Annotated in this window: 17 protein-coding genes; 11 read left to right on the forward strand and 6 right to left on the reverse strand. The window is 71.4% G+C overall.

Annotation, left to right across the window (positions count from 1 at the left end):
* Positions 1–42 precede the first annotated feature (42 nt).
* The 7 genes from ACIA5D_RS44250 (at position 43) to ACIA5D_RS44280 (ending at position 8,575) form a co-directional block, all read left to right on the forward strand.
* Positions 43–1,401, forward strand: a complete 1,359-nt coding sequence (locus ACIA5D_RS44250; protein ID WP_396036665.1) for an FAD-binding oxidoreductase — start codon at positions 43–45, stop codon at positions 1,399–1,401.
* Positions 1,394–1,807, forward strand: coding sequence for a VOC family protein (locus tag ACIA5D_RS44255; RefSeq protein ID WP_396036666.1), 414 nt, complete (start codon positions 1,394–1,396; stop codon positions 1,805–1,807). The genes ACIA5D_RS44250 and ACIA5D_RS44255 overlap by 8 nt, the downstream gene beginning before the upstream one ends.
* Entirely contained in the window at positions 1,804–2,670 is an 867-nt protein-coding gene (locus ACIA5D_RS44260; RefSeq protein ID WP_396036667.1) for a flavodoxin family protein, read from the forward strand. Before ACIA5D_RS44255 ends, ACIA5D_RS44260 begins: the two co-directional genes overlap by 4 nt.
* Positions 2,667–5,246 carry a glycoside hydrolase family 78 protein gene (locus ACIA5D_RS44265; RefSeq protein WP_396036668.1) on the forward strand — a complete coding sequence of 860 codons (2,580 nt, stop codon included), beginning with the start codon at positions 2,667–2,669 and terminating at the stop codon, positions 5,244–5,246. Before ACIA5D_RS44260 ends, ACIA5D_RS44265 begins: the two co-directional genes overlap by 4 nt.
* A 30-nt stretch (positions 5,247–5,276) precedes the next feature.
* Positions 5,277–5,897, forward strand: coding sequence for a dihydrofolate reductase family protein (locus tag ACIA5D_RS44270; RefSeq protein ID WP_396036669.1), 621 nt, complete (start codon positions 5,277–5,279; stop codon positions 5,895–5,897).
* A gap of 67 nt (positions 5,898–5,964) precedes the next feature.
* A complete protein-coding gene (locus ACIA5D_RS44275; protein WP_396036670.1) occupies positions 5,965–6,387 on the forward strand; it encodes a DUF6220 domain-containing protein in 423 nt (140 codons plus the stop codon).
* Between the two features lie 217 nt (positions 6,388–6,604).
* Positions 6,605–8,575, forward strand: a complete 1,971-nt coding sequence (locus tag ACIA5D_RS44280; RefSeq protein WP_396036671.1) for an acyl-CoA dehydrogenase — start codon at positions 6,605–6,607, stop codon at positions 8,573–8,575.
* On the opposite strand, the gene ACIA5D_RS44285 is transcribed toward ACIA5D_RS44280, so the two are convergent.
* Both ACIA5D_RS44285 and ACIA5D_RS44290 read right to left on the reverse strand, forming a co-directional pair.
* Complete coding sequence (locus ACIA5D_RS44285; protein WP_396036672.1) at positions 8,572–9,630, reverse strand: M48 family metallopeptidase; 1,059 nt, start codon at positions 9,628–9,630, stop codon at positions 8,572–8,574. The two genes, ACIA5D_RS44280 and ACIA5D_RS44285, sit on opposite strands and share 4 nt — an antisense overlap.
* Positions 9,631–9,797: 167 nt before the next feature.
* On the reverse strand, positions 9,798–10,286 hold the full coding sequence (locus ACIA5D_RS44290; RefSeq protein ID WP_396036673.1) for a DUF4232 domain-containing protein: 489 nt from the start codon (positions 10,284–10,286) through the stop codon (positions 9,798–9,800).
* Between the two features lie 142 nt (positions 10,287–10,428).
* On the opposite strand from ACIA5D_RS44290, the gene ACIA5D_RS44295 reads away from it, so the two are divergent.
* A complete protein-coding gene (locus tag ACIA5D_RS44295) occupies positions 10,429–12,927 on the forward strand; it encodes an HAD-IC family P-type ATPase (protein ID WP_396036674.1) in 2,499 nt (832 codons plus the stop codon).
* 2 nt (positions 12,928–12,929) lie between these two features.
* Here the strand turns inward: ACIA5D_RS44295 and ACIA5D_RS44300 are convergent, their stop codons facing one another.
* The 3 genes from ACIA5D_RS44300 to ACIA5D_RS44310 all read right to left on the reverse strand — a co-directional run bounded on the left by ACIA5D_RS44300 (position 12,930) and on the right by ACIA5D_RS44310 (position 16,384).
* Entirely contained in the window at positions 12,930–13,835 is a 906-nt protein-coding gene (locus tag ACIA5D_RS44300; protein ID WP_396036675.1) for an NAD(P)/FAD-dependent oxidoreductase, read from the reverse strand.
* A 75-nt stretch (positions 13,836–13,910) separates the two neighbouring features.
* Positions 13,911–14,915 (reverse strand): NmrA/HSCARG family protein, encoded by a 1,005-nt coding sequence (locus tag ACIA5D_RS44305; RefSeq protein WP_396036711.1) that lies wholly within the window; start codon positions 14,913–14,915, stop codon positions 13,911–13,913.
* 17 nt (positions 14,916–14,932) lie between these two features.
* A complete protein-coding gene (locus ACIA5D_RS44310) occupies positions 14,933–16,384 on the reverse strand; it encodes a diguanylate cyclase domain-containing protein (protein ID WP_396036676.1) in 1,452 nt (483 codons plus the stop codon).
* 359 nt (positions 16,385–16,743) lie between these two features.
* Here ACIA5D_RS44310 and ACIA5D_RS44315 point away from each other — a divergent pair, with 359 nt between their 5' ends.
* Positions 16,744–17,745: an alpha/beta hydrolase family protein gene (locus tag ACIA5D_RS44315; protein ID WP_396036677.1), complete on the forward strand. Its 1,002-nt coding sequence runs from the start codon at positions 16,744–16,746 to the stop codon at positions 17,743–17,745.
* A 35-nt stretch (positions 17,746–17,780) separates the two neighbouring features.
* Here the strand turns inward: ACIA5D_RS44315 and ACIA5D_RS44320 are convergent, their stop codons facing one another.
* Entirely contained in the window at positions 17,781–18,644 is an 864-nt protein-coding gene (locus ACIA5D_RS44320; RefSeq protein ID WP_396036678.1) for an arylamine N-acetyltransferase, read from the reverse strand.
* 18 nt (positions 18,645–18,662) lie between these two features.
* Here ACIA5D_RS44320 and ACIA5D_RS44325 point away from each other — a divergent pair, with 18 nt between their 5' ends.
* The gene (locus ACIA5D_RS44325) at positions 18,663–19,097 is read left to right on the forward strand and encodes an AraC family transcriptional regulator (protein ID WP_396036679.1); all 435 of its coding nucleotides are present in this window, start codon (positions 18,663–18,665) and stop codon (positions 19,095–19,097) included.
* Positions 19,098–19,125: 28 nt separating this feature from the next.
* Positions 19,126–19,791, forward strand: a complete 666-nt coding sequence (locus tag ACIA5D_RS44330; RefSeq protein ID WP_396036680.1) for an NADPH-dependent F420 reductase — start codon at positions 19,126–19,128, stop codon at positions 19,789–19,791.
* Positions 19,792–19,860: the final 69 nt, after the last annotated feature.

Consider the following 19,860-nt stretch of genomic DNA (forward strand, 5'->3'; position numbering starts at 1 on the left):
TCGAGAAATCGGCTTCCATACAGCAAGAAAGTGAGGCTCCGGATGGACGGTCTGTTCCTGCGTGACCGGCCGGGCTACGAACAGGCCCGCGTGGGGCGCGTCTTCAACCGCCGGCGCCCCGACCGCTATCCCGACGCCGTGCTGGTGGCCGCCGACGCCGAAGCCGTCGCTGACGGCGTGCGGCTCGCCGCCGAGCGCGGCTGGCAGGTCGCCGTTCGCGCCGGCGGTCATTCCTGGGCGGCGTGGAGCGTCCGCGACGGCGGCCTGCTCATCGATCTGCAAGATCTTCACGACATCGCGTACGACGAGAGCACGGCGATCGTGGTCGCGGGCCCTTCGGTGCGGGGCGGCCTGGAACTGGCGCCCTTCCTGGCTTCCCGCGGCCGCGCCTTTCCCGGCGGGCACTGCCCCGGCGTCGGGATCGGCGGGTTCCTGCTGCAGGGCGGACAGGGGTGGAACAGCCGCTCGGTCGGGTGGGCCTGCGAGAGCGTGGCCGCCGTCGACGTGGTGACGGCTTCCGGCGAGTTGGTCAGGGCCGACGCGAACCAGAACAGCGACCTCTACTGGGCCGCTCGTGGCGCCGGCCCCGGATTTCCGGGCATCGTGACCGCTTTCCACCTGCGGACGTATCCGGCGTATCCGGTGATGTGGCATGACACCTGGGTGTTCGGCCTCGAGGACGGCGAAACGCTGCTTGCCTGGATGCATGAGCTGCTGCCGAAACTCGACCGCCGGGTGGAGCCGGTCATCGCCGCCACGCGCCTGCCCCGCGTGCCGCTGGATCCCGGTGTCGCCCACCCGGGAACCGTCCTGCTGTTGCACACCACCGTCATGACGTCCTCACCGGCGGAGGCCGCGGAGTTGCTGGCCGCTTTCGACGACGGACCCCTCGCCGGGCGCAAGCTCGGGCACGTGCGCGGCGAGACCACCATCGCCGAGGAGAACCAGGCGCAGGAGGAGCAGAACCCCGAGGGCTACCGCTTCGCCGTCGACTGCACCTGGACCGACGCGCCCGCCTCGGTTCTGGCCGGGCCGCTGCTGCGGTTGTGGCGCGAGCTGGACACCAGGCAGGCGTTCTCCATCTGGTACGGGTGGGCGCCGAACCGGCCGTTGCCCGACATGGCGTTCTCCGTCGAGGGCAACGTGTACATCGCCACGTACGCCATCTACGAGGACCCGGTCGACGACGAGAAGTACCGGTCGTGGGTGCACAGCCGCACGGCCGCCCTCCCCGGAACCGGCGTCTACCTCGGCGACACCGACTTCACCCGGCGGCAGGACCGGTTCCTGTCCGACGCCAATTTCGCGCGCCTGCAAGAGATCCAGGCGAGGTGGGACCCGAACGGGCGCTTCGCGTCGTACCTCACCGCCGACGTTGCCGGGCTGAACCGCCATGGCTGAGCCGCGCCTCGACCACGTGGGCCTGTCGGTGCACGACCTCGGCGCGGCCGCCCAGTGGTACTGCGCCGCGTTCGGCTACGAGCGGGAGCTGACGCTGCGGGTGGACGCGATCGACCTGGACATCGTGATGCTGATCCACGCATCGCACGGCGACCGGCTCGAGCTGCTGCACCGGCCGGGGTCGGCGGCGGGGCTGCGGGCGGCGAATCCCGCCGAGGCGGCGCTGTCCGAGGCGTTCGGGCACATCGCGTTCGACGTACGCGGCCTCGATGTTGCTTTCGAGCGGGCCGTCTCGCTGGGCGCCCGGCCCGTCATGACGCCGCAGCCCTCGCCGGAGAAGGGCGTGCGGATGGCCTACGTGGCCGACCCGGAAGGAAACCTCGTCGAACTGGTGGAGCGGCCATGAGCAGGGTGCTGGGACTGAGCGCGGGGGCGGCCGGCGGGAGCGCCGAGATTCTGCTGCGGACGGCGCTCGCCGCTTCTGCCGCTGAGAACGAGCTCGTCCGGCTCGTCGACCTCGACCTCGGCGTGCAGGACGATCTGGACTGGCTCTGGGAGAAGCTCGTCGAGTGCGACGGCCTGATCGTGAGCACGCCCATCATGAGCCGCACCATGGCGGCAGGGCTCAAGCTGCTGGTCGACCGGCTGCTCGGGCCGAACGCGGACGCCGCCATCATCGAGCAGCTGGTGGCGCTGCGACGCTCCGGAACCGAGCCGGCGGTGCCGTTCCGGGTCGACGAGCGGGTGCTGCGGCCGCGGGTGGCCGGGTTCCTCGCGGTCGGCGGGTCGCTGACTCCACAGTGGAAGACGCTCGCGCTGCCGCTGATGCACACGCTCACGTTCTCGATGCACATCGCCGTGGCCGACCAGGTCGTCTTCGAGGGGGCCGGTACGCCGCGCTCGATCGTGCTCGACGATGCGGCGTTGCAGCGGGCGGCGACGCTCGGCGCGAACGTGGCGAGTCAGCTGGGCAAGGCGTTTGACGACGTCTCCTATCGGGGCGCGCCCGGCCTCTGCCCGATGTGCCACCTCAGCGTGATCGAGCTGACCGGGACGGCGGTGTCCTGCGCCACTTGCGGCTGCCGGGGCGCGCTGACGCCGGGCGGGGTGGACTGGTTCGATCGCACCACCTCGGTGCTGTCGATGGCGGAGAAGCGGGCGCACGCCGTCGAGATCCAGGAGACGGCGGCCCGGCACCGCCTTCAGGCCTCGGAGATCGAGAAACGCGCGGCGTCGGTGCCGGACTTCGCCCCGGCCACGCCGCGGTGAGCGGGGTCGCGCACGACCTGGGGGTCGAGCACCTGGTGCGGCCGCTCGGAATCCTCGCGCGGGAACCGCGGTTGTCGTGGCGGCTTCCGGCGGGCGCCGCGCGGCAACTCGGGTATCGGCTTCGCGCCGGCAACGGCTGGGACACCGGGAAGGTCGCGAGCGACCGGTCGATCCTGATCCCCTACGCCGGCGAGGCCCTCGTCCCCGCCGAGAGGGTGACGTGGCAGGTGAAGGTCTGGTCCGACCTCGGCGAACACGACTGGTCCTCGCCCTCGTGGTTCGAGGCGGGCGTGCTGCCGACGGCGGCCTGGATCGAGCCGGCGGGTTCGCTCACGCGCGGAACGTTCCCGGCGCCGGCGATCGAGCGGGCCCGGCTCTACATCACCGCCCACGGCATCTACGAAGCCTTCCTCAACGGCAAGCGGGTCGGGGACGCCGAGCTGACGCCGGGTTACACGCAGTACCGCAAGCGGCTCCAGGTGCAGGCCTACGACGTCACCTCGCTCGTCCGGGAGGGCGCCAACGCGCTGGGCGTGATCCTCACCGACGGCTGGTACGCCGGCCAGATCGGCGCCCTGCACAAGCCCACGCAGTGGGGTGACCGGACCGCGCTCCTCGCCGAGCTGCATCTGTGGCTCGCCGACGGCTCGTCGCTCGTCGTCGGCACCGGCCCGTCGTGGCGCTCCGCCGCCGGCCACATCCGCACGGCCGACCTCATCGCCGGCGAGAGCGCCGATCTTCGCGACTTCCCGGCCGGCTGGGACACGCCGGACTTCGACGACAGCGCCTGGCTTCCGGTGACCACTGCCGACCGGGGCTACGACACGCTGACCGACTCGCCGTCCCCGCCCGTGCGCCGGGTCGAGGAGATCACGCCGGTCTCGATCACCTCGGTCGGCGACCGGCAGATCGTCGACCTCGGGCAGAACATCAACGGCTGGATCCGCCTGTCCCGCCTGGGCTCGGCCGGCACGCCGATCACGCTCACCCATGGCGAGGCCCTCGATGCCGACGGGGACGTGACCACCGACCACCTGCGGCCCGACTTCCCGTTCCTGCCCGCGCCGCTGCCGGCCGGGATGGTCGACGTGGTCGTTCCGGCGGGCTCGCCGGGAGAAACGTTCGAGCCGCGGCACACCACGCACGGCTTCCGCTACGTGCGCGTCGAGGGCCTCGCTGAGAAACTTTCGCCCGACGACGTACGCGGTGTCGTCGTGCACACCGACATGCGCCGCACCGGCTGGTTCGCATGCAGCGACCCCCGGGTCGACGCCCTGCACGAGGCCGCGGTGTGGAGCCTGCGCGACAACGTGTGCGACATCCCCACCGACTGCCCGCAGCGGGAACGCGCCGGCTGGACCGGTGACTGGCAGACTTTCGCGGGGACCGCGGCATTCCTCTACGACATTGCCGGGTTCAGCGCGAAATGGCTGCGCGACGTGGTCGCCGACCAGTGGGACGACGGCACGATCGCGAACATGAGCCCGTGCCCGCCCGCCGAGGGCTTCGGATCCCCGATGGCCCACCTCAACGGCTCCGCCGGGTGGGGCGACGCGATCGTCGTGGTGCCGTGGAGGCTCTTCCAGGCGTACGGGGACACGCGCGTCCTCGCGGAGAACTGGCCCGCGATGCAAGCGTGGATGGCACGCGGTTTCGCGATGGCCCGCGAGAACCGGCACCCCGGCCGGGTCGCCCGCCGGCCCGTCGCCGAGCCGCACGAGGCGTACCTGTGGGATTCGGGATTCCACTGGGGTGAGTGGCTCGCCCCGGGGGACGAGCCCGGGGACTTTCCGGCTTTCGTCGCCGCCGACAAGAGCGACGTGGCCACGGCCTACCTGGCGTACTCCGCGGGCCTGATGGCCCGGATCGCCGCGGTCATCGGCGAGCCGGTGGCGCCGTGGGAGACGCTGGCGGCCGGCGCCCGGGACGCGTGGCAGCGGGAGTTCATCGGGGCGGATGGCCAGCTCACCCCCGGCACGCAGGCGAACCATGTGCGGGCGCTCGCCTTCGACCTGGTGCCGCCGTCGCTGCGGGCCGCCGTCGCCGACCGGCTCGTCGCGCTGGTCGAGGAGGCCGGCAACCACCTGACGACCGGCTTTCTGTCCACGCCCGACCTGCTGCCGGCACTCGCCGGCGCCGGGCGCCCGGACGTCGCCTACGCGCTGCTGCTGCAGGACACCGCGCCCTCGTGGCTCTACATGATCGACCACGGCGCGACGACCATGTGGGAGCGCTGGGACGGCGTCTCGGCTTCCGGCGAGGCCAGGGAGTCGCTCAACCACTACGCCAAGGGCGCGGTGGTTTCGTTCCTGCATCGCTACGTGGCCGGGCTGAGTTTCGTCGAGCCGGCCTATCGGACGTTTCTGGTTCGTCCGGTCATCGGCGGCGGCCTGACCTGGGCGCACGCCGCGCACGAAGCACCGTACGGCCGGATCGAGGTGCGCTGGTCGCTGCGCGACGGACATTTCGACCTGTCGGTGTCGGTGCCGCCCGGGACGACCGCCGACGCCGTCCTCCCCGACGGCGCGACACACCACCTCGTCCCCGGTGAGCATCATCTGACCGCCGACCGATGAATCCGGCCGCGCCCGGCGGTCTTTCCTGCCATGAACAATGACGAAAGCAGGGTGCTGGTCGGAGCCACCGTCTCCGTCGACGGGTTCATCGCCGGCCGCGACGACGGGGTCGGGCCGCTGTTCGACTGGTACTTCAACGGCGACGTGGAACTGCCGACCGGCCCGCGGCAGTACCGGCCGCGAGGCGGGTACCGCCCGGCCGCGCGCAGCGCCGAGCTGCTGCGCGAGACCTGGCCGCTGATCGGCGCGACGGTGATCGGGCGGCGGCTGTTCGACCTGACCGACGGGTGGACCGGCAAGCCGGCGATCGGGGACCACGTCGTCGTGGTGACCCACCGCGACGCCGGGGACTGGCCGAGCCGCTACCCGGACGCGCCGTTCGAGTTCGCCGGCGGCCTCGAGCCCGCCGTGCGGCGCGCCCGGAAGCTGGCCGCCGGCCGGGACGTGTCGATCGCCGCGGGTGACCTCGCCGGGCAGGCACTGCTGGCCGGCCTGGTCGACCAGATCGACATGTACGTGGCGCCGGTCGTCCTCGGCGCGGGCGTCCGCTTCTTCGGCGACCACGAGGTTCCCCTCACGATGCTGGAGAACCCGTCGGTCATCGAGAGCGACCGCGTGACCCACCTGCGCTATCGGATCGCGTCCCGGTAGCCGTGTGCCGTCACGTTCTCGCCCGCCGGCTCGTCCTGCTGGGGACATCACGACGAGAGGACCACCCATGCGCCGTGCCTTCACCGCCCTGGCCGCCCTGAACCTGCTGGTCGTCCTGGCCCAGTTCTTCCTCGCCGCCGCAGGAGCCTTCACCACCGTGCCGAACGACGAGTCCTTCGACGCGCACCGCACGCTGGGCTACGTGACGTTCCTCCTGCCGGTGCTGATGACCATCTTCGCCCCGCTGGCCGGCCTCCCCCGCCGCGTGACCGGTATGTCGGCGCTGATCGCGGGCCTGGTCACCATCCAGGTGCTCATCGCGAAGGTGGCCGAGAACCTGGGCGACGACGGCGGGACGACCACGGCCGGCCCGCTGCTCTTCGGCCTGCACGGCCTCAACGGCCTGGCCATCCTGGCCATCTCGGGCACGATCCTCCGCCAGGTCGCCGCACCGTCGAGGCCTGCCACGCGGGCACGACAGACCTCCTGACCGCCCCGGGGGTGGGTGATCGTGGGTGCGGCCCGTTGCGGTGAAGCGGCGGCTGGGCTGGGCTGCCATGGCCGGGGTCGTGCGTGGTCACGGTGAGTGCCGCCCGTTGCGGTCATCGGTGGTTGCCGTCTTCGGCGCCGGCTTCGAGCTTGGCTCGCCCCGGCTGCCGCGCCGGCCAGGCAGGCGCTCGATCTGACGGCGACGTACAGTATTACTCATGAGTAACTTCAGGCTTCGGGACGCGCTCGACGGGCGGTGGGCGCATGTTCGGCAGGCGGCTCGGGAGCAGCTCGCCGGGTCGCATTTCGTGGCGGTGCCGGGCGAGACGCTCGAGCAGAGCCGGGAGCGAATCTCCCGGCTGATCCGCGAGCTTCCGGTCGAGCCGGGCATCGCGGCCGGCTTTCCCATCGCGTACGGCGGGGGCGCCGACCCCGGAGGATCGGTCGTCGCCGCCGAGATGCTCGCCCAGCTCGACCTCTCGCTGATGGTGAAGGCCGGCGTGCAATGGGGGCTGTTCGGCGGCGCCGTCGTGGCGCTGGGCACCGAGAAACATCACGACGCCTACCTGCGGGACATCATCTCGGCCGACCTCATGGGCTGCTTCGCGATGACCGAGACCGGCCACGGCTCCGACGTGCAGCAGCTGCGCACGACGTGCGGGTACGACCCGGAAACTCAGACCTTCGACCTGCACACGCCGCACGAGGCCGCCCGCAAGGACTACATCGGCAACGCGGCCCGAGACGGCCGGATGGCCGTCGTGTTCGCCCAGCTCATCACCGGCGGGCGCGAGTACGGCGTGCACGCCTGGCTGGTGCCGATCCGCGACGACGACGGCAACCCGATGCCGGGCGTGACGATCGGCGACGACGGGCACAAGGCGGGGCTGCTCGGGGTCGACAACGGGCGCCTGAGCTTCGATCACGTGACCGTGCCGCGCGAGATGCTGCTCGACCGGTACGGGCAGGTCGCGCCGGACGGCGCCTACACGAGCCCGATCGAGAACGACACCCGGCGCTTCTTCACGATGCTCGGCACGCTGGTGCGCGGGCGGGTCGTCGTCGGTGGGTCGTCCTCGGCCGCCACCAAGAGCGCGCTGACCATCGCGATCCGGTACGGCGAGGCGCGGCGGCAGTTCGCGGCGCCCGGCGAGGAACGCGAGATCGCCCTGAACGACTACCTCGCACACCAGCGAAAGCTGCTGACAGCGCTGGCCACGACGTACGCGTTGAATTTCGCTCAAGAAGAGCTGGTCGGCGCGTTGCACGAAATCCAGACGGCCGACGGACCGGTCGACGAGCATCGGCAGCGGGAGCTGGAGTCACGGGCGGCGGGCCTCAAGGCGGCGCAGACGTGGCACGCGACCCGCACGATCCAGACCTGCCGGGAGGCCCTGGGCGGCGCCGGCTACCTCGCGGAGAACCGTCTGGCGGGCCTCAAGGCGGACACCGACGTGTTCACCACTTTCGAGGGCGACAACACCGTGTTGCTGCAGCTCGTGGCGAAGGGGCTGCTCACCGGCTACCGCGACGCGTTCGGCTCGCTCGACGGGTGGGGTCGCGCGACTTTCGTGGCCGAGCAGGTGCGCGAGATGGTGCTCGAGCGGACGGCGGCGCGGTCGCTGATCCAGCGGCTGGTCGACGCGGTGCCCGGGCGCTACGACGAGGTGGCGCTCACCGATCGCGGCTGGCACCTGAAAATGTTCGAGGACCGCGAGAAACATCTGCTCGACGGCGTGATCCGGCGGCTGCGCCGCGGCGCCTCGAAGAAGCCGGCCCGCTCGTTCGACATCTTCAACGACGTGCAGGACCACGTGCTCGCGGTGGCGTCGGCGCACGTCGACCGGGTCGTACTCGAGGCGTTCGTCGCCGCGATCGATCGCGTCACGGACACCGAGACCAAACGCCTTTTGTCAAAGATTTGCGATCTGTACGCCTTGAGCGCCATCGAGACGCACAAGGGGTGGTATCTCGAGCATCAGCGGTTGACGCCGCCGCGCTCGAAGGCGGTCACCGCGCAGGTGAACTCCCTGCTGGCGCAGCTCCGCCCGCACATGGCCGAGCTCGTCGACGCGTTCGCCGTGCCGCAGGAGTGGCTGGCGTGCGCGGCGCTGCGCGAGGAGCCTGGCCGTCAGGAGGTCATGGCGGCCCACGACGCCCAGGTCCTCGCGCCCGCGCACAGCGCCTAGTTGTTCCGGCCGTCCTCGTTGTTGCCGCGGCCGCTCGCCCAGTCGCGGGCGCCGCGGGCCGCCGAGCCGGCCAGGTCCGCCGCGCCGCCGCCCGCGCGGCGGACCAGCGACACCAGCGGGTCGGAAGAGCTGCGGAAAGTGTCGCGATAGCTGGCGGCGGCCGATTTCACGTCGTCGGCGATCGACGCGTCCCGGTCGTCGTCGCGGCGCGGGTAGTCGCCGCCCACGATCCGCGCGTAGTCGCCCGAGTCCACCCAGCGGCGCAGCTCGGCCGCGCGGGCCACCGGGAACGGCTCGCTGCTGAACGCCGTCATGCCCAACTTGTGCAGGCTGTCGCGCAGGTCACCGCCGCCCTCGTACTCGGCCGCCTGTTCGAGGAACGCCGCCGTGTCGATCTGCGAGAGATCGCCGCCGCCGGCCATCTTCATGAACAGCCGGATCGAAGCGGCCTGGTCCTGCGCGGCGAGCAGCCCCGCCCGGTCGGCGGAGAGCTCGGCCTTGCGCCACCACTCGTACATGGCCACGATCACCGCCCGCAGCGCGAGCGCGCCCACCGGAATCCAGCTGATGTTCGTCACCCAGCGGGTCAGCAGCGTCAGGATCGTCTGGTAGACCGCGTGGCCGCTGCGCACGTGCCCGATCTCGCGGCCCAGCAGTGTGCGCAGCTCGTCGTCGTCGAGCTTCTCCACGGCCGCCGTGCTGATCACGATGAACGGCCTGTCCATGCCGATCGCCTGACCGTGGATCATCGGCGACTGGTGCACGTACAGCTCGGGCGGCTCGGGCACGTCGAGCGTGCGCGCGGCCTCGGTGAAGCGCTGGTACACCCGCGGGTACTGCCGATGGTCCACGCGAATCGCGCCGGCCAGGTACGACAGGCGGAACCCCCGCTCGTTCCACATGCCGAAGATGGCCCGCACCACGTCGTCGAAGCCGCGCAGCTCCCGCAGCGCCGTCAGCGCGCCCCGGTCCGCCGGATGCTCCCAGGCACGGGAACTGATCCCCGTCAACGTGACCCGCTGCCGCTCCGGCCGGTTGTCGTCGTCCGTCGTCATCGTTTCCCTCCGTGTCGTCGGGTTACGAGCGTCCCCCGCCCCGGGCGCTCGACGGCATCCGCCTCCGGCGGGGATTAACCCCCATCCGGTACGACTTTCGGCCGATGCCCGAATCGCAGCGGGAGCCTACCGACCCCGCGCAACCAGCTGCGGTGGACGGCCCGCGATCAGAGCCAGGCGCTCGTGTCGAGCTTGCCGGTGGTGCCGAGGTCCATCGCGGCGGGAAGGGCCACGACCTGCTCGGGCGCGCCCTTGACCGGGGCGACCTCGAGCGCGGCGCCGTTCTGCACGGCGCCGCTGGTGACCGTGTTGTGCCAGGCGAGCACGGCCGTCGTGCCCTGGCCGGGCTTGAGCGTCACGCGACGCGGGCCGGCCGTGTAGTGGATGCTCGCGCCGATGGTCACGTGGAGCGGCTGATGCTTGTCGTCGAGCACGGTGATCTCGGGCCGGCCCTGCAGCGTGTACTCGGTGGCGCCGCAGTTGGTCAGGTGCAGGCTGATCTCCCGGTAACCGGCGGCCGCGTCACCCCGATCGGCGGTGATGAGCACCCCGGGCGCTGGACAGGCGGGCGCCACGACGGCGGAGGCGCTCGCGGTGGGAGCGGGCGTCGGCGAGGGCGAGCCGGTGCAGGCGGCCACCCCCGCGAGAACGGCCACCAACGGCAGAATTCGGGTGTATCGCACAGCCGTTGATCTTCCCCGACTCCCGCAACCCCGCCACGCTCGCCTCAACACGGGGTGACCGTCCGGGCGGAAACCGCCAAAAACCACACCAACGGGGCGGTAGCGTCATGAGCCGATGGCTGCGCCGACGATGGAGGGGCTGACCAGCGCCGAGGCCGCCGAGCGCCGCCGCCGGGGCGAGACGAACGCGCCGGTCAAGGGCGGCTCACGCAGCTACGCCGACATCCTGCGCACCAACGTCTTCTCCTTTTTCAACATCATCCTGTTCGTCATCGGCGCCGCGCTGATGGCCATGGGCCGGTTCAGCGACGCGCTGATCAGCGTCGGGCTCGGCCTGATCAACGCGGTGATCAGCGCCGCCCAGGAGATGCGCGCCAAGCGCAAGCTCGACCGCCTCCAGCTGCTGGAACGCGTCCCGGTGACCGCGCTGCGCGACCGCCGGGAGACCGCGCTCCCGCCCGATCAGGTGGTGCGCGGCGACGTGCTGCGGGTGCGGGCCGGCGACCAGATCGTGGTGGACGGGCCGCTGCTCGACGGCGGGCGGGTCGAGGCCGACGAGTCGCTGCTGACCGGCGAGTCCGACCCGGTCCCCAAGCTGCCGGGCGACGACCTGCGGTCGGGAAGCCTGTGCGTGGCCGGCGAGGGGCTGATGGTCGCGCGCGACGTGGGCGCGAACAGCTACGCCGGCCGGCTGACGGCGGAGGCGCGGCGCGTCACCACCGACAAGACGCCGCTGCAGAGGCGGGTGGAGTTTCTGGTGCGCCTGGTGATGGCGTTGACCGCCCTGATGAGCGGCGCGATCCTCGGCCAGGCCGCGATCGAGGGCTTCACGCTGCTGCGCGTCGTGCAGATGACGGCCGTGCTCTCCGGCCTGGTGCCCTACGGGCTTTTCTTCCTCATCGCCGTCGCGTACACCGCCGGCGCCGCCGCGATCGCCCGCTCGGGCGCGCTCGTGCAGCAGGTCAACGCGGTCGAGTCGGTCAGCAACGTCGATGTGGTCTGCACCGACAAGACCGGCACGCTCACGACCGGCCGCCTCACGGTCGACGAGATCCACCCCATCGGCGCGCACAGCCGGGCCGACGTGGAAAAGACGCTCGGTTCTTTCGCGCGAAGCGCGACAACCCCGAATCTGACGACGCAGGCGTTGGCGCTTGCGCTGGGCGGTCAGGCTTTCCGCGTACGGGACGAAATTGCGTTCGCGTCGTCGCTGCGGTGGTCGGGAATCATCGCCGACGAAGGAACCTGGGTGCTCGGGGCGCCCGACGCGCTGGCCGGGCATCTGACCCCGCCCGTCGCGGAGGACGAGGTCGCGAAACACGCCGAGTGCGGTCTCCGCGTACTCCTGCTGGCGAAGCCCGGGGAAAGCGGAGCGAATCTGCGCGACGGCGCCGGACACCCCACCCTGCCGGCGCTCGAGCCTTTCGGTCTGGTCGCCCTCGCCGACGAGCTGCGGCCCGAGGTGGGCGAGACCATCGTTCGCATGCGCGGAGACGGCGTCGCGATGAAGGTGCTGTCGGGCGACGATCCGCGCACGGTGGCGGCGATCGCGGCCCGCGCCGGACTCGACGCCGGCGAGCCGGTCGCGGGAGCCTCGCTGGATTCGCTCGATGACGCGACGCTCGACCGCCTGGTGGAGAGGACGACAGTTTTCGGCCGGGTCGCACCGGAGCACAAGGAAAGAATCGTGCGGTCGCTGCGCCGGCAGAGCCACTACGTCGCGATGATCGGCGACGGGGTGAACGACGCCCGCGCGCTCAAGGGCGCCCAGGTCGGCGTGGCGATGCGCAGCGGCAGCGCGGTCACCCGGGACGTGGCCGACATCGTGCTGGTCGAGGACTCGTTCGCCGCGCTGCCGCCGGCCCAGCGGGAGGGCCGGCGGATCATCAACGGGATCGGGATGTCGCTCTACGTCTTCCTGGCCCGGGTCGCCACGCAGGGCCTGGTCATCCTCGCGGTCACCATGCTCGGGATCGGTTTTCCCTACTCGCCCACGCAAGTGGGCCTCACGCTTTTCACGGTCGGCGTGCCCACTTTCTTCCTGACCATGTGGGCCAAGCCCCTGCCGCCCGAACGCAACCTGCTCAGCGGGCTCGCCGGTTTTGTGGTGCCGGCGGCGGTCATCACGTCGGGTTTCGGCACCGCGATCTACGCCGGCCTCTACGAGGCCGTCACCGTGGGGTTCAGCTCGGGGCGGACGCCCACCGAGGTGATCAGCGAGTTCGAGAGATACACCGGCCTCACGTACGGGTCGGACACCGACTTCACGGTGGCGGCCGCGACCATCGCCGCGCAGACCGGGCTCTCGACCTTCTTCTGCCTGGCGTCGTTCCTGCTGATACTTTTCCTCGCGCCGCCGAACCGGTTGTTCGCCGCGTGGACCGCGCCGATCGCCGACCGGCGGCCGACCTATCTGGTGTGCGGGCTGATCGTCGCGTTCGGGGCGGTGCTGTTCTCGCCGACGCTGTACACGTATTTCGGCCTGGCGGGGCCGTCGCGCCCGATGTTCGTCATCGTTTTCGTGATGCTGACGCTGTGGTTCGCCTCGCTGAGCCTGGCCTACCGGCTGCGGCTGCTCAACCGCCTGCTCGGCCTCGACAACCTGCACGGCTAAGGCTATGGGTTCAGCACCAGATCCGCGTTGATCTGGGCGCCCGCGAGGGCGCCGGCCGCCGCGGCCGAGCCGACCTGGGCGGAGAGGTCGGCGACGTTGCCGGCCGCCCAGACGCCGGCCACCTCGGTGCGGCCGGTCGGGTCGGCCGGGATGTGCTCACCCATGCCGGTGGGGTGCTCGACGGTCTTGAGGCCCAGGTCGGCGAGGAAGGCGGCGCGGGCCACCATCCGGGTCGCGACGGCGATCGCCTCTCGTCGCACGGTCTTTCCGTCGAGGCGGACGCCGGTGATGCGGTCGCCGGCGATCTCCAGGCCCTCGACCTCGCCGGTCACGATCTCGACGCTGCGGGACACCAGCTGCTCCCGCTGCTCGGCGGAGACTTCCTGGCCGTTGGCGAAGAACATCACGTCGTCGCTGAGCTGGCTGAACAGGAGCGCCTGGTGCACCGACATCGGGCCGGTGGCCAGCACGCCGATGGCCTGGTCGCGAATCTCCCAGCCGTGGCAGTACGGGCAGTGCACGACGTCGCGGCCCCAGCGCTCGCGCAGTCCGGGGATCGGGGGCAGTTCGTCGACCAGGCCGGCGGTCACCAGCAGCCGCTTGGCCCCCACCCCGCGGCCGTCGGCGAGCCTCACCGCGAAGCCGTCGCCGTCGCGGCCCACGGAGGCGACCTCACCCTCCTCGACCTCGCCGCCGTAGCCGCGGACTTCCTCGCGGCCGCGGGCCAGCAGTTCGAGGGGCGACATGCCCTCGCGGCCCAGGAGGCCGTGGATGCCCTCGGCCGGGGCGTTGCGGGGCTGACCCGCATCGATCACCAGGACCGAGCGGCGGGAGCGGGCGAGCATGAGGGCGCCGCTCAGGCCGGCCGCTCCGCCACCGATCACCACTACTTCGTACGCGTCATTCATGAGTCGACCATGCGCCCGCCTTGTCGCTGGCGCAAGCTTCCTTGCCAGAACGGCAAACCCGCCTAGGCGGTGGGGCTAGGCGGCGGGGATGGTGTGGCCGTGGGCGCGCAGCCACTGCTCGAAGGTCTGCAGCCCGGGGTTGATCCGCCGTACCTCGTCGAGGTCGCGCACGCCGGTGAAGTAGTCCGCGAACTCGGTGTAGTACTGCAGCATGTTCCCGGCCTCGTCAGCGCCCGGGAAGTCGAGCGCGCGGTACTCGTCGTGGCTCATCGGGCGGTAGACGACGGTCTCGCCGACCGCCCAGGTCAGGCCGGCCGCGATCTCGTGCCCGGTCAGGTGCTCGCCGGCGATGTGCAGCGTCTTGCCCACGTAGGCGTCGCCGGCCTTCAGGACCCCGTACGCGGTCCTGCCGATGTCGTCGACCGCGATGCCGGCCAGCCGGCTCTCGCCCATCGGCAGGCCGAGCGTGAGCACGCCGTTCTCGTCGCGGGACGCGCCCCAGCCGCTCGCGAGGTTCTCCCAGTAGAACGTGGTGCGCAGGAATGTCGTGGGCACTCCGGCCTCGACGAACAGCGCGTCCGCCTCGGCCTTGGCGTCGAAGTGCGGAACCCGGTACGTGCCCTGCAGCGTGGGCATCCGGTCGTCGCCGGCCGGGATGTGGTCGCGGGTGTCCTCGAGCGTCGACCAGATGACGTGCCGCAGCCCCGCCTTCCTGGCGGCACCGGCGAGGTTGGCGGCCTCCTCGAGCTCGCGCTCGGCCGACATGTGCGCCCAGAAGTTCGTGACGACGAACGCCCCGTACGCGCCGGCGAAGGCGTGGTCGAGGCTCTCCGGGTCGTAGTTGTCGGCCTCGACCACCTCGGCGCCCAGCTTGACCAGCTCCTGGGCGCGCGGCGAGGTCGCGTCGCGGGTCAGCGCGCGCACCGCGAAACCGCCCTCGGGGTCGTCCAGGATCGCCTTGACCAGGCCGCCACCCTGCGCCCCGGTGGCGCCGACGACCGCGATGACCTTCTTCTCGTTCCTGATTCGCTCCCCTCTCGTGGCCCGCTCAACGGGCTGAAGGGATCGACAATTCCCGATGGGTTGTGGCGTCGGTCTCAGGCCGCGCGCAGCTCGGTGACCGGCTGCTCGAACGACTCCTGCCAGGCCGCCCAGCGGGTGTGCGGCGCGGACCGCTTGGCGCGGTACATGGCCTGGTCGGCGCGGTGGACGATCTCGTCGTGGGTGAGCTCGCCGGGCGCGGAGACGGCCACGCCGACACTGGCCGCCATGGCGATGATCTTGCCGGCGATGACGACCGGGGACACCTCGGCGGCGATCCGGCCGGCCACCTCGTACGCCTGCCCGGGATTGCCGAGATCGGGAAGCACCACGGCGAATTCGTCGCCGCCCAGCCGGCACGGCAGGCCCGGCGCGGGCACGCAGCGGCGCAGGAGCTCGGCGAACTCTACCAGCACGAGGTCGCCGGACTTGTGGCCGAGCGTGTCGTTGACCTCCTTGAAGCCGTTCATGTCGATCACCAGGACCGCGCTGTATCGGCCGGTGCGGGCGGCCCGGGCCAGCGAGCGGGTGTCGGTGGCGCGGAACAGGTTGCGGTTGGGCAGGCCGGTCAGGTGGTCGGTGATGGCCTGCTCATCGCTCTCCCGCTGCACCAGCGCCTGACGGAACAGGACCAGCGCGCTGAGGGCGGCGCCGCCGAGGGCCAGGCCGCCCCACGGAAAGAACGTGCCCTCCTGCACGGCGGCGGCGAACATCAGGACGTGGGCGACGGCCACCGCCCCGTACGGGAGAAAGCGCGAAACCGGAACGCTCGGCCGGACCCCACGGGGTTTCCCGGCGACGGCGGCGCACTGCGTGAGGGCGCCGGCCGCCAGCAGCGCGTCGGCCGTGATCCAGCAGAGGAACTGCCACGGGGCGTGGAACTCGATCTTGTCGTGCGCGACGAGGGAACCGTGCACCGCGTCACCCGCGAAAAGCACCAGCGCGCCGGCCACCAGCCAGCGCAGCGGACGCTGGGCGGTATCGTCGGCGCCGCGCAGCAGCACCCGCGACGCGGCGAACAGAAGGGCCAGGTCGGAGAGGGGGAAGAGGCCGGCGGAGACCAGCAGGTTGCGCTCGGCGTGCCCGCCGAACGAGGTGTACCAGAGCACCATCGTGCCGCCGACCAGGACCGTCGTCGCGTCGATCGCGGACTTCCATCGCTCGCGGCGGTTCATCCGCGCCAGCGGAAACATGCGCAGCGCGACCAGCAGGGCCAGCACGAAAGTCACGTGGGTCACGTCGTCGGCGGAGCCGATGCCCACGCGCGTGAGCGCCACCCGCAGCAGCGGCGACACCACGAGCACCGCGAAACTCACCGCCACCGCCAGCCACGCGCGGTGGGCGGGACCCCGGTCGCGCGCCGCCCATGCCGCGGCGGCCAGCCCGATCAGGCCGAAAACGACCCGGGCAACTTCCGCGACATTTTCGCCCAGGCTGACCGCGAGCACCATGAGGACGGCGTAGAGCACGCCGAGGCACAGGTGCGCGATCGGGAGGCGGCTGGGCATGGTCGTTCCTTTCGGCGGCCGCCGCGCGCACCTGACGGTTTTGTCGTACCCGTGCCCTTCGGTTCCGGCCATGGAACCGTCGCTGAAAATCGTCAAGGGCGACGCCACCAGCCCGCAGGCGAAGGGCCCGAAGATAATCGCCCACGTCTGCAACGATCTGGGCGGCTGGGGCAATGGCTTCGTCCTGGCCATCTCCCGGCGGTGGCCCGAGCCGGAACGCCGCCGGCATCCCCACCACGGTCTACGACTTCGACTGACGGCCCGCCCGGGCTCGGCTGAGACCGTTGTCACCTTGTTAAGCGGAACCTGGTTCCATATTGTCGAAACGGAACCAGGATCCGCTTACCCAGGAGACAACCATGACCATCCCCGTCATCTCGGTCCGGCCCGTCGTGCTGCCCGCGCCCGGCCGCGGCGAAGACCTGCAGCTCCGGGTGTCGGCCCCGGCGGCCGGAACCGACCTGCCCGTCATCGTCTTCTCGCACGGCTTCGGCGAGTCGATGGACGGCTACGCCCCGCTGGCCGTCTACTGGGCCGCGAACGGTTTCGTCGTCGTGCAGCCCACCCACCTCGACTCGCGAACCCTGAACGTCACCCCCGACGACGCCCGGTATCCGGAGATCTGGCGCTTCCGGGTGGAGGACCTCTCCCGGACGCTCGACCACCTCGATGCCGTCGAGGACGCCGTGCCCGGTCTCGCGGGCCGCATCGACCGCGACCGGATCGCCGCCGCCGGTCACTCGTGGGGCGCTCAATCGGTGAGCATGCTGCTGGGCGCCCGCGTGCTCGGCGCCACGGCCGATCCGCAGAGCCCCGGCGCCACGGCCGATCCGCAGAACCCCGGCGCCACGGCCGATCCGCAGAGCCCCGGCGCCACGGCCGATCCGCAGAACCCCGGCGCCGCGAGCACGCTCGACCCGCGCGCCCTCGCCACCCCCGACCCCCGGGTCAGGGCGGGCGTGCTGCTGGCCGTGCCGGGCACCGGCGGCGCCGACCTCACACCCTTCGCCGCCGAGCACTTCCCCTTCATGAACCCCGACTTCGCGTCGATGACCACCCCGACCCTGGTGGTGGCCGGCGACAAGGACCAGTCCGCGCTGTCCGTGCGGGGCCCGGAATGGTTCACCGACGCCTACCGCCTGAGCCCGGGGGCGAAGAGCCTGCTCACCCTGTTCGGCGCCGAGCACTCGCTGGGCGGCATCACCGGCTACCAGTCCACCGAGACCACCGACGAGAGCCCGGAGCGAGTGGACGCCGTCCGGCGGCTGACCGCAGCCTTCCTGCGGAGCGCGCTCGACCCGTCGGATTCCGGCTGGGCGGCGGCGAGCGCTGAGCCGCAGGGCCGCATCGATTCGAAGTAGCGGCCCGGCATCGGGCGACGGTGGCCGGCGGCGGGTCAGGCCTGGGCGAGCCACTCTTCATGCGCCGCGCTCAGGCGCCGCCAGAGGGCGGCCCGCTCGGTCCTCGTCACGTCCTCGAGGTGAATGTCGAAAACGTCTGCCAGCGCCGCGAAATAGTCCGTCTCGCGGTCGAGAATGGTCCGCGACGAAAGCTCGCCCACGCGGGTCAGCACCAGGCCGCGCAGGCAATCGCATCCCGTGGCGTCGCGGCGGAACACGGCCAGGGCGCGTACGAAGCCGGAATCGGGCGACGTGGACAGGAAACTGTGCATGTCGTCGAAGGCGGACATCTCCGTCCCGGCGGAACGGAAGTCCATGCCGAGGAATGAACCGCTCGGGTCGTGGTCGAAACGCCAACCGCCGGGCTCGGCGTCGGACGGGCGGAGGACGTACTCGAAAGGGCCTTGCCGGAAAGTGCCCGCGGTGAGCGGCAGCGGCTCGTGCAGGCCGTCGCCCATGCCCAGATCGGCCAGCCACCGGCCGGACGGGGCGGCAGCGGACGGAAGTTCAGAAACTGTCAGGACCAGATGGTTGCCGGTGGCGCCGGCCTCCCGGAGCGTGTTGTTCTGCACGCCGCCGAGATGGCGCGTCACCCGGTAGCCGAGCGCCATCAGCAGCGCCGAGAAAGCGCCGTTGAGATGGAAACAGTAACCGCCACGGCCGCGCAGGATTCGCGCAACCGACTCGGCCGGGTCCACCGTCGTCGGCCGGCCGAGCCAGATCTCGAAATTTTCGTACGGGATGAGCTCGGCGTGCGCCCGGTGCAGCAGGTGCAGGCTCTCCACACTCGGCGGCTGCCCCTCGAGGTGGCCGAGCCGCAGCCGCCGCAGGTAACCGGAGATGTCGATCGAGGCGCTCATCGCGTCATCATGACCCACATGGGCTACGAGGTAGTGGTGAGTTCCGTCGGGGCGCGGCCCACGGCGGTCGTGCGCGCGAAAAGCAGCTGGGCGGATTTCCCGCGGGCGTGGAAACCGATGCTCGACCAGGTCTGGGAGCGCCTCCACGCGGCCGGCATCACGCGGGGCTGTCCCAACGTCATGCTCTACCTCGACGACATCCCGCACGTCGAGGTCGGCGTGCTGCTGTCGGCGCCGATCCCGCTCGGCGACCCGGTCGTGGCGTCCGAGCTGCCCGGCGGCCGGGTCGCGACGACCATCCATCGCGGGCCATACGACCGCCTCGGCGCGGCCCACGAGGCGATCCTGAGCCGCGGCCTGCCCCTCGCCGGGCCGCGCTGGGAAATTTACGGCCCGCACCAGGAGATTCCCGAGACGCAGATCTCCTATCTGCTCCGCGAAACCGCGCAATAGTTGCCGCGGCAGGGATGTTGTCCGGGGCATGACGACTGTGGGATTCATCGGCAGCGGACTGATCGGCGGCACCGTCGCGCGCCTCGCCGTGAACGCCGGCTACGACGTGGTGCTGAGCAACTCGCGTGGCCCGGAGACGCTGGCCGACCTCGTACGAAATCTCGGTGACAAGGCGCGCGCCGCGACGCCCGCCGATGCCGCCCAGGCCGACCTGGTCGTGGTGAGCGTGCCGTTCCACGCGCACGCGACGCTGCCGGTCGAGCAACTCGCCGGGAAAGTTGTTCTCGACACCGACAACTACTACGCGGCCCGCGACGGCCACTTCGCCGAGCTCGACGAGGGCCTGCTCACCAGCGCCGAGCTGGAGCAGCGACACCTTGGCAGCGCCAAGGTCGTGAAAGTATTCAACAACATTTTCCACCTGCACCTGGGTTCGCTGACCCGCCCGCACGGCGCCGCCGACCGCACCGCGCTGACGATCGCCGGTGACGACGGCGAGGCCAAGAAGGTTGCCACCGAGTTCCTCGACGCGATCGGCTACGACACGGTCGACGTCGGCCCGCTGGCCGAGAGCTGGCGCGTGGAGCCCGGTCAGCCCGCCTACGGCCCGCCCTACGGCACCGTCGAGGACCCGGCCGGGACGCCCGCGAGCGCCGACAAGGTCCGGGCCGCGGTGGCCGAGGCCAAGCGCTGACATCGGCCTGAGTGACCCCCAGCCGGCCGGGTGGGGGTCACTGCTGGTTCTGACGGGTACGCGTCAGTG

The organism is Actinoplanes sp. NPDC051513 (genome assembly GCF_044454685.1).
Classification (GTDB): domain Bacteria; phylum Actinomycetota; class Actinomycetes; order Mycobacteriales; family Micromonosporaceae; genus Actinoplanes.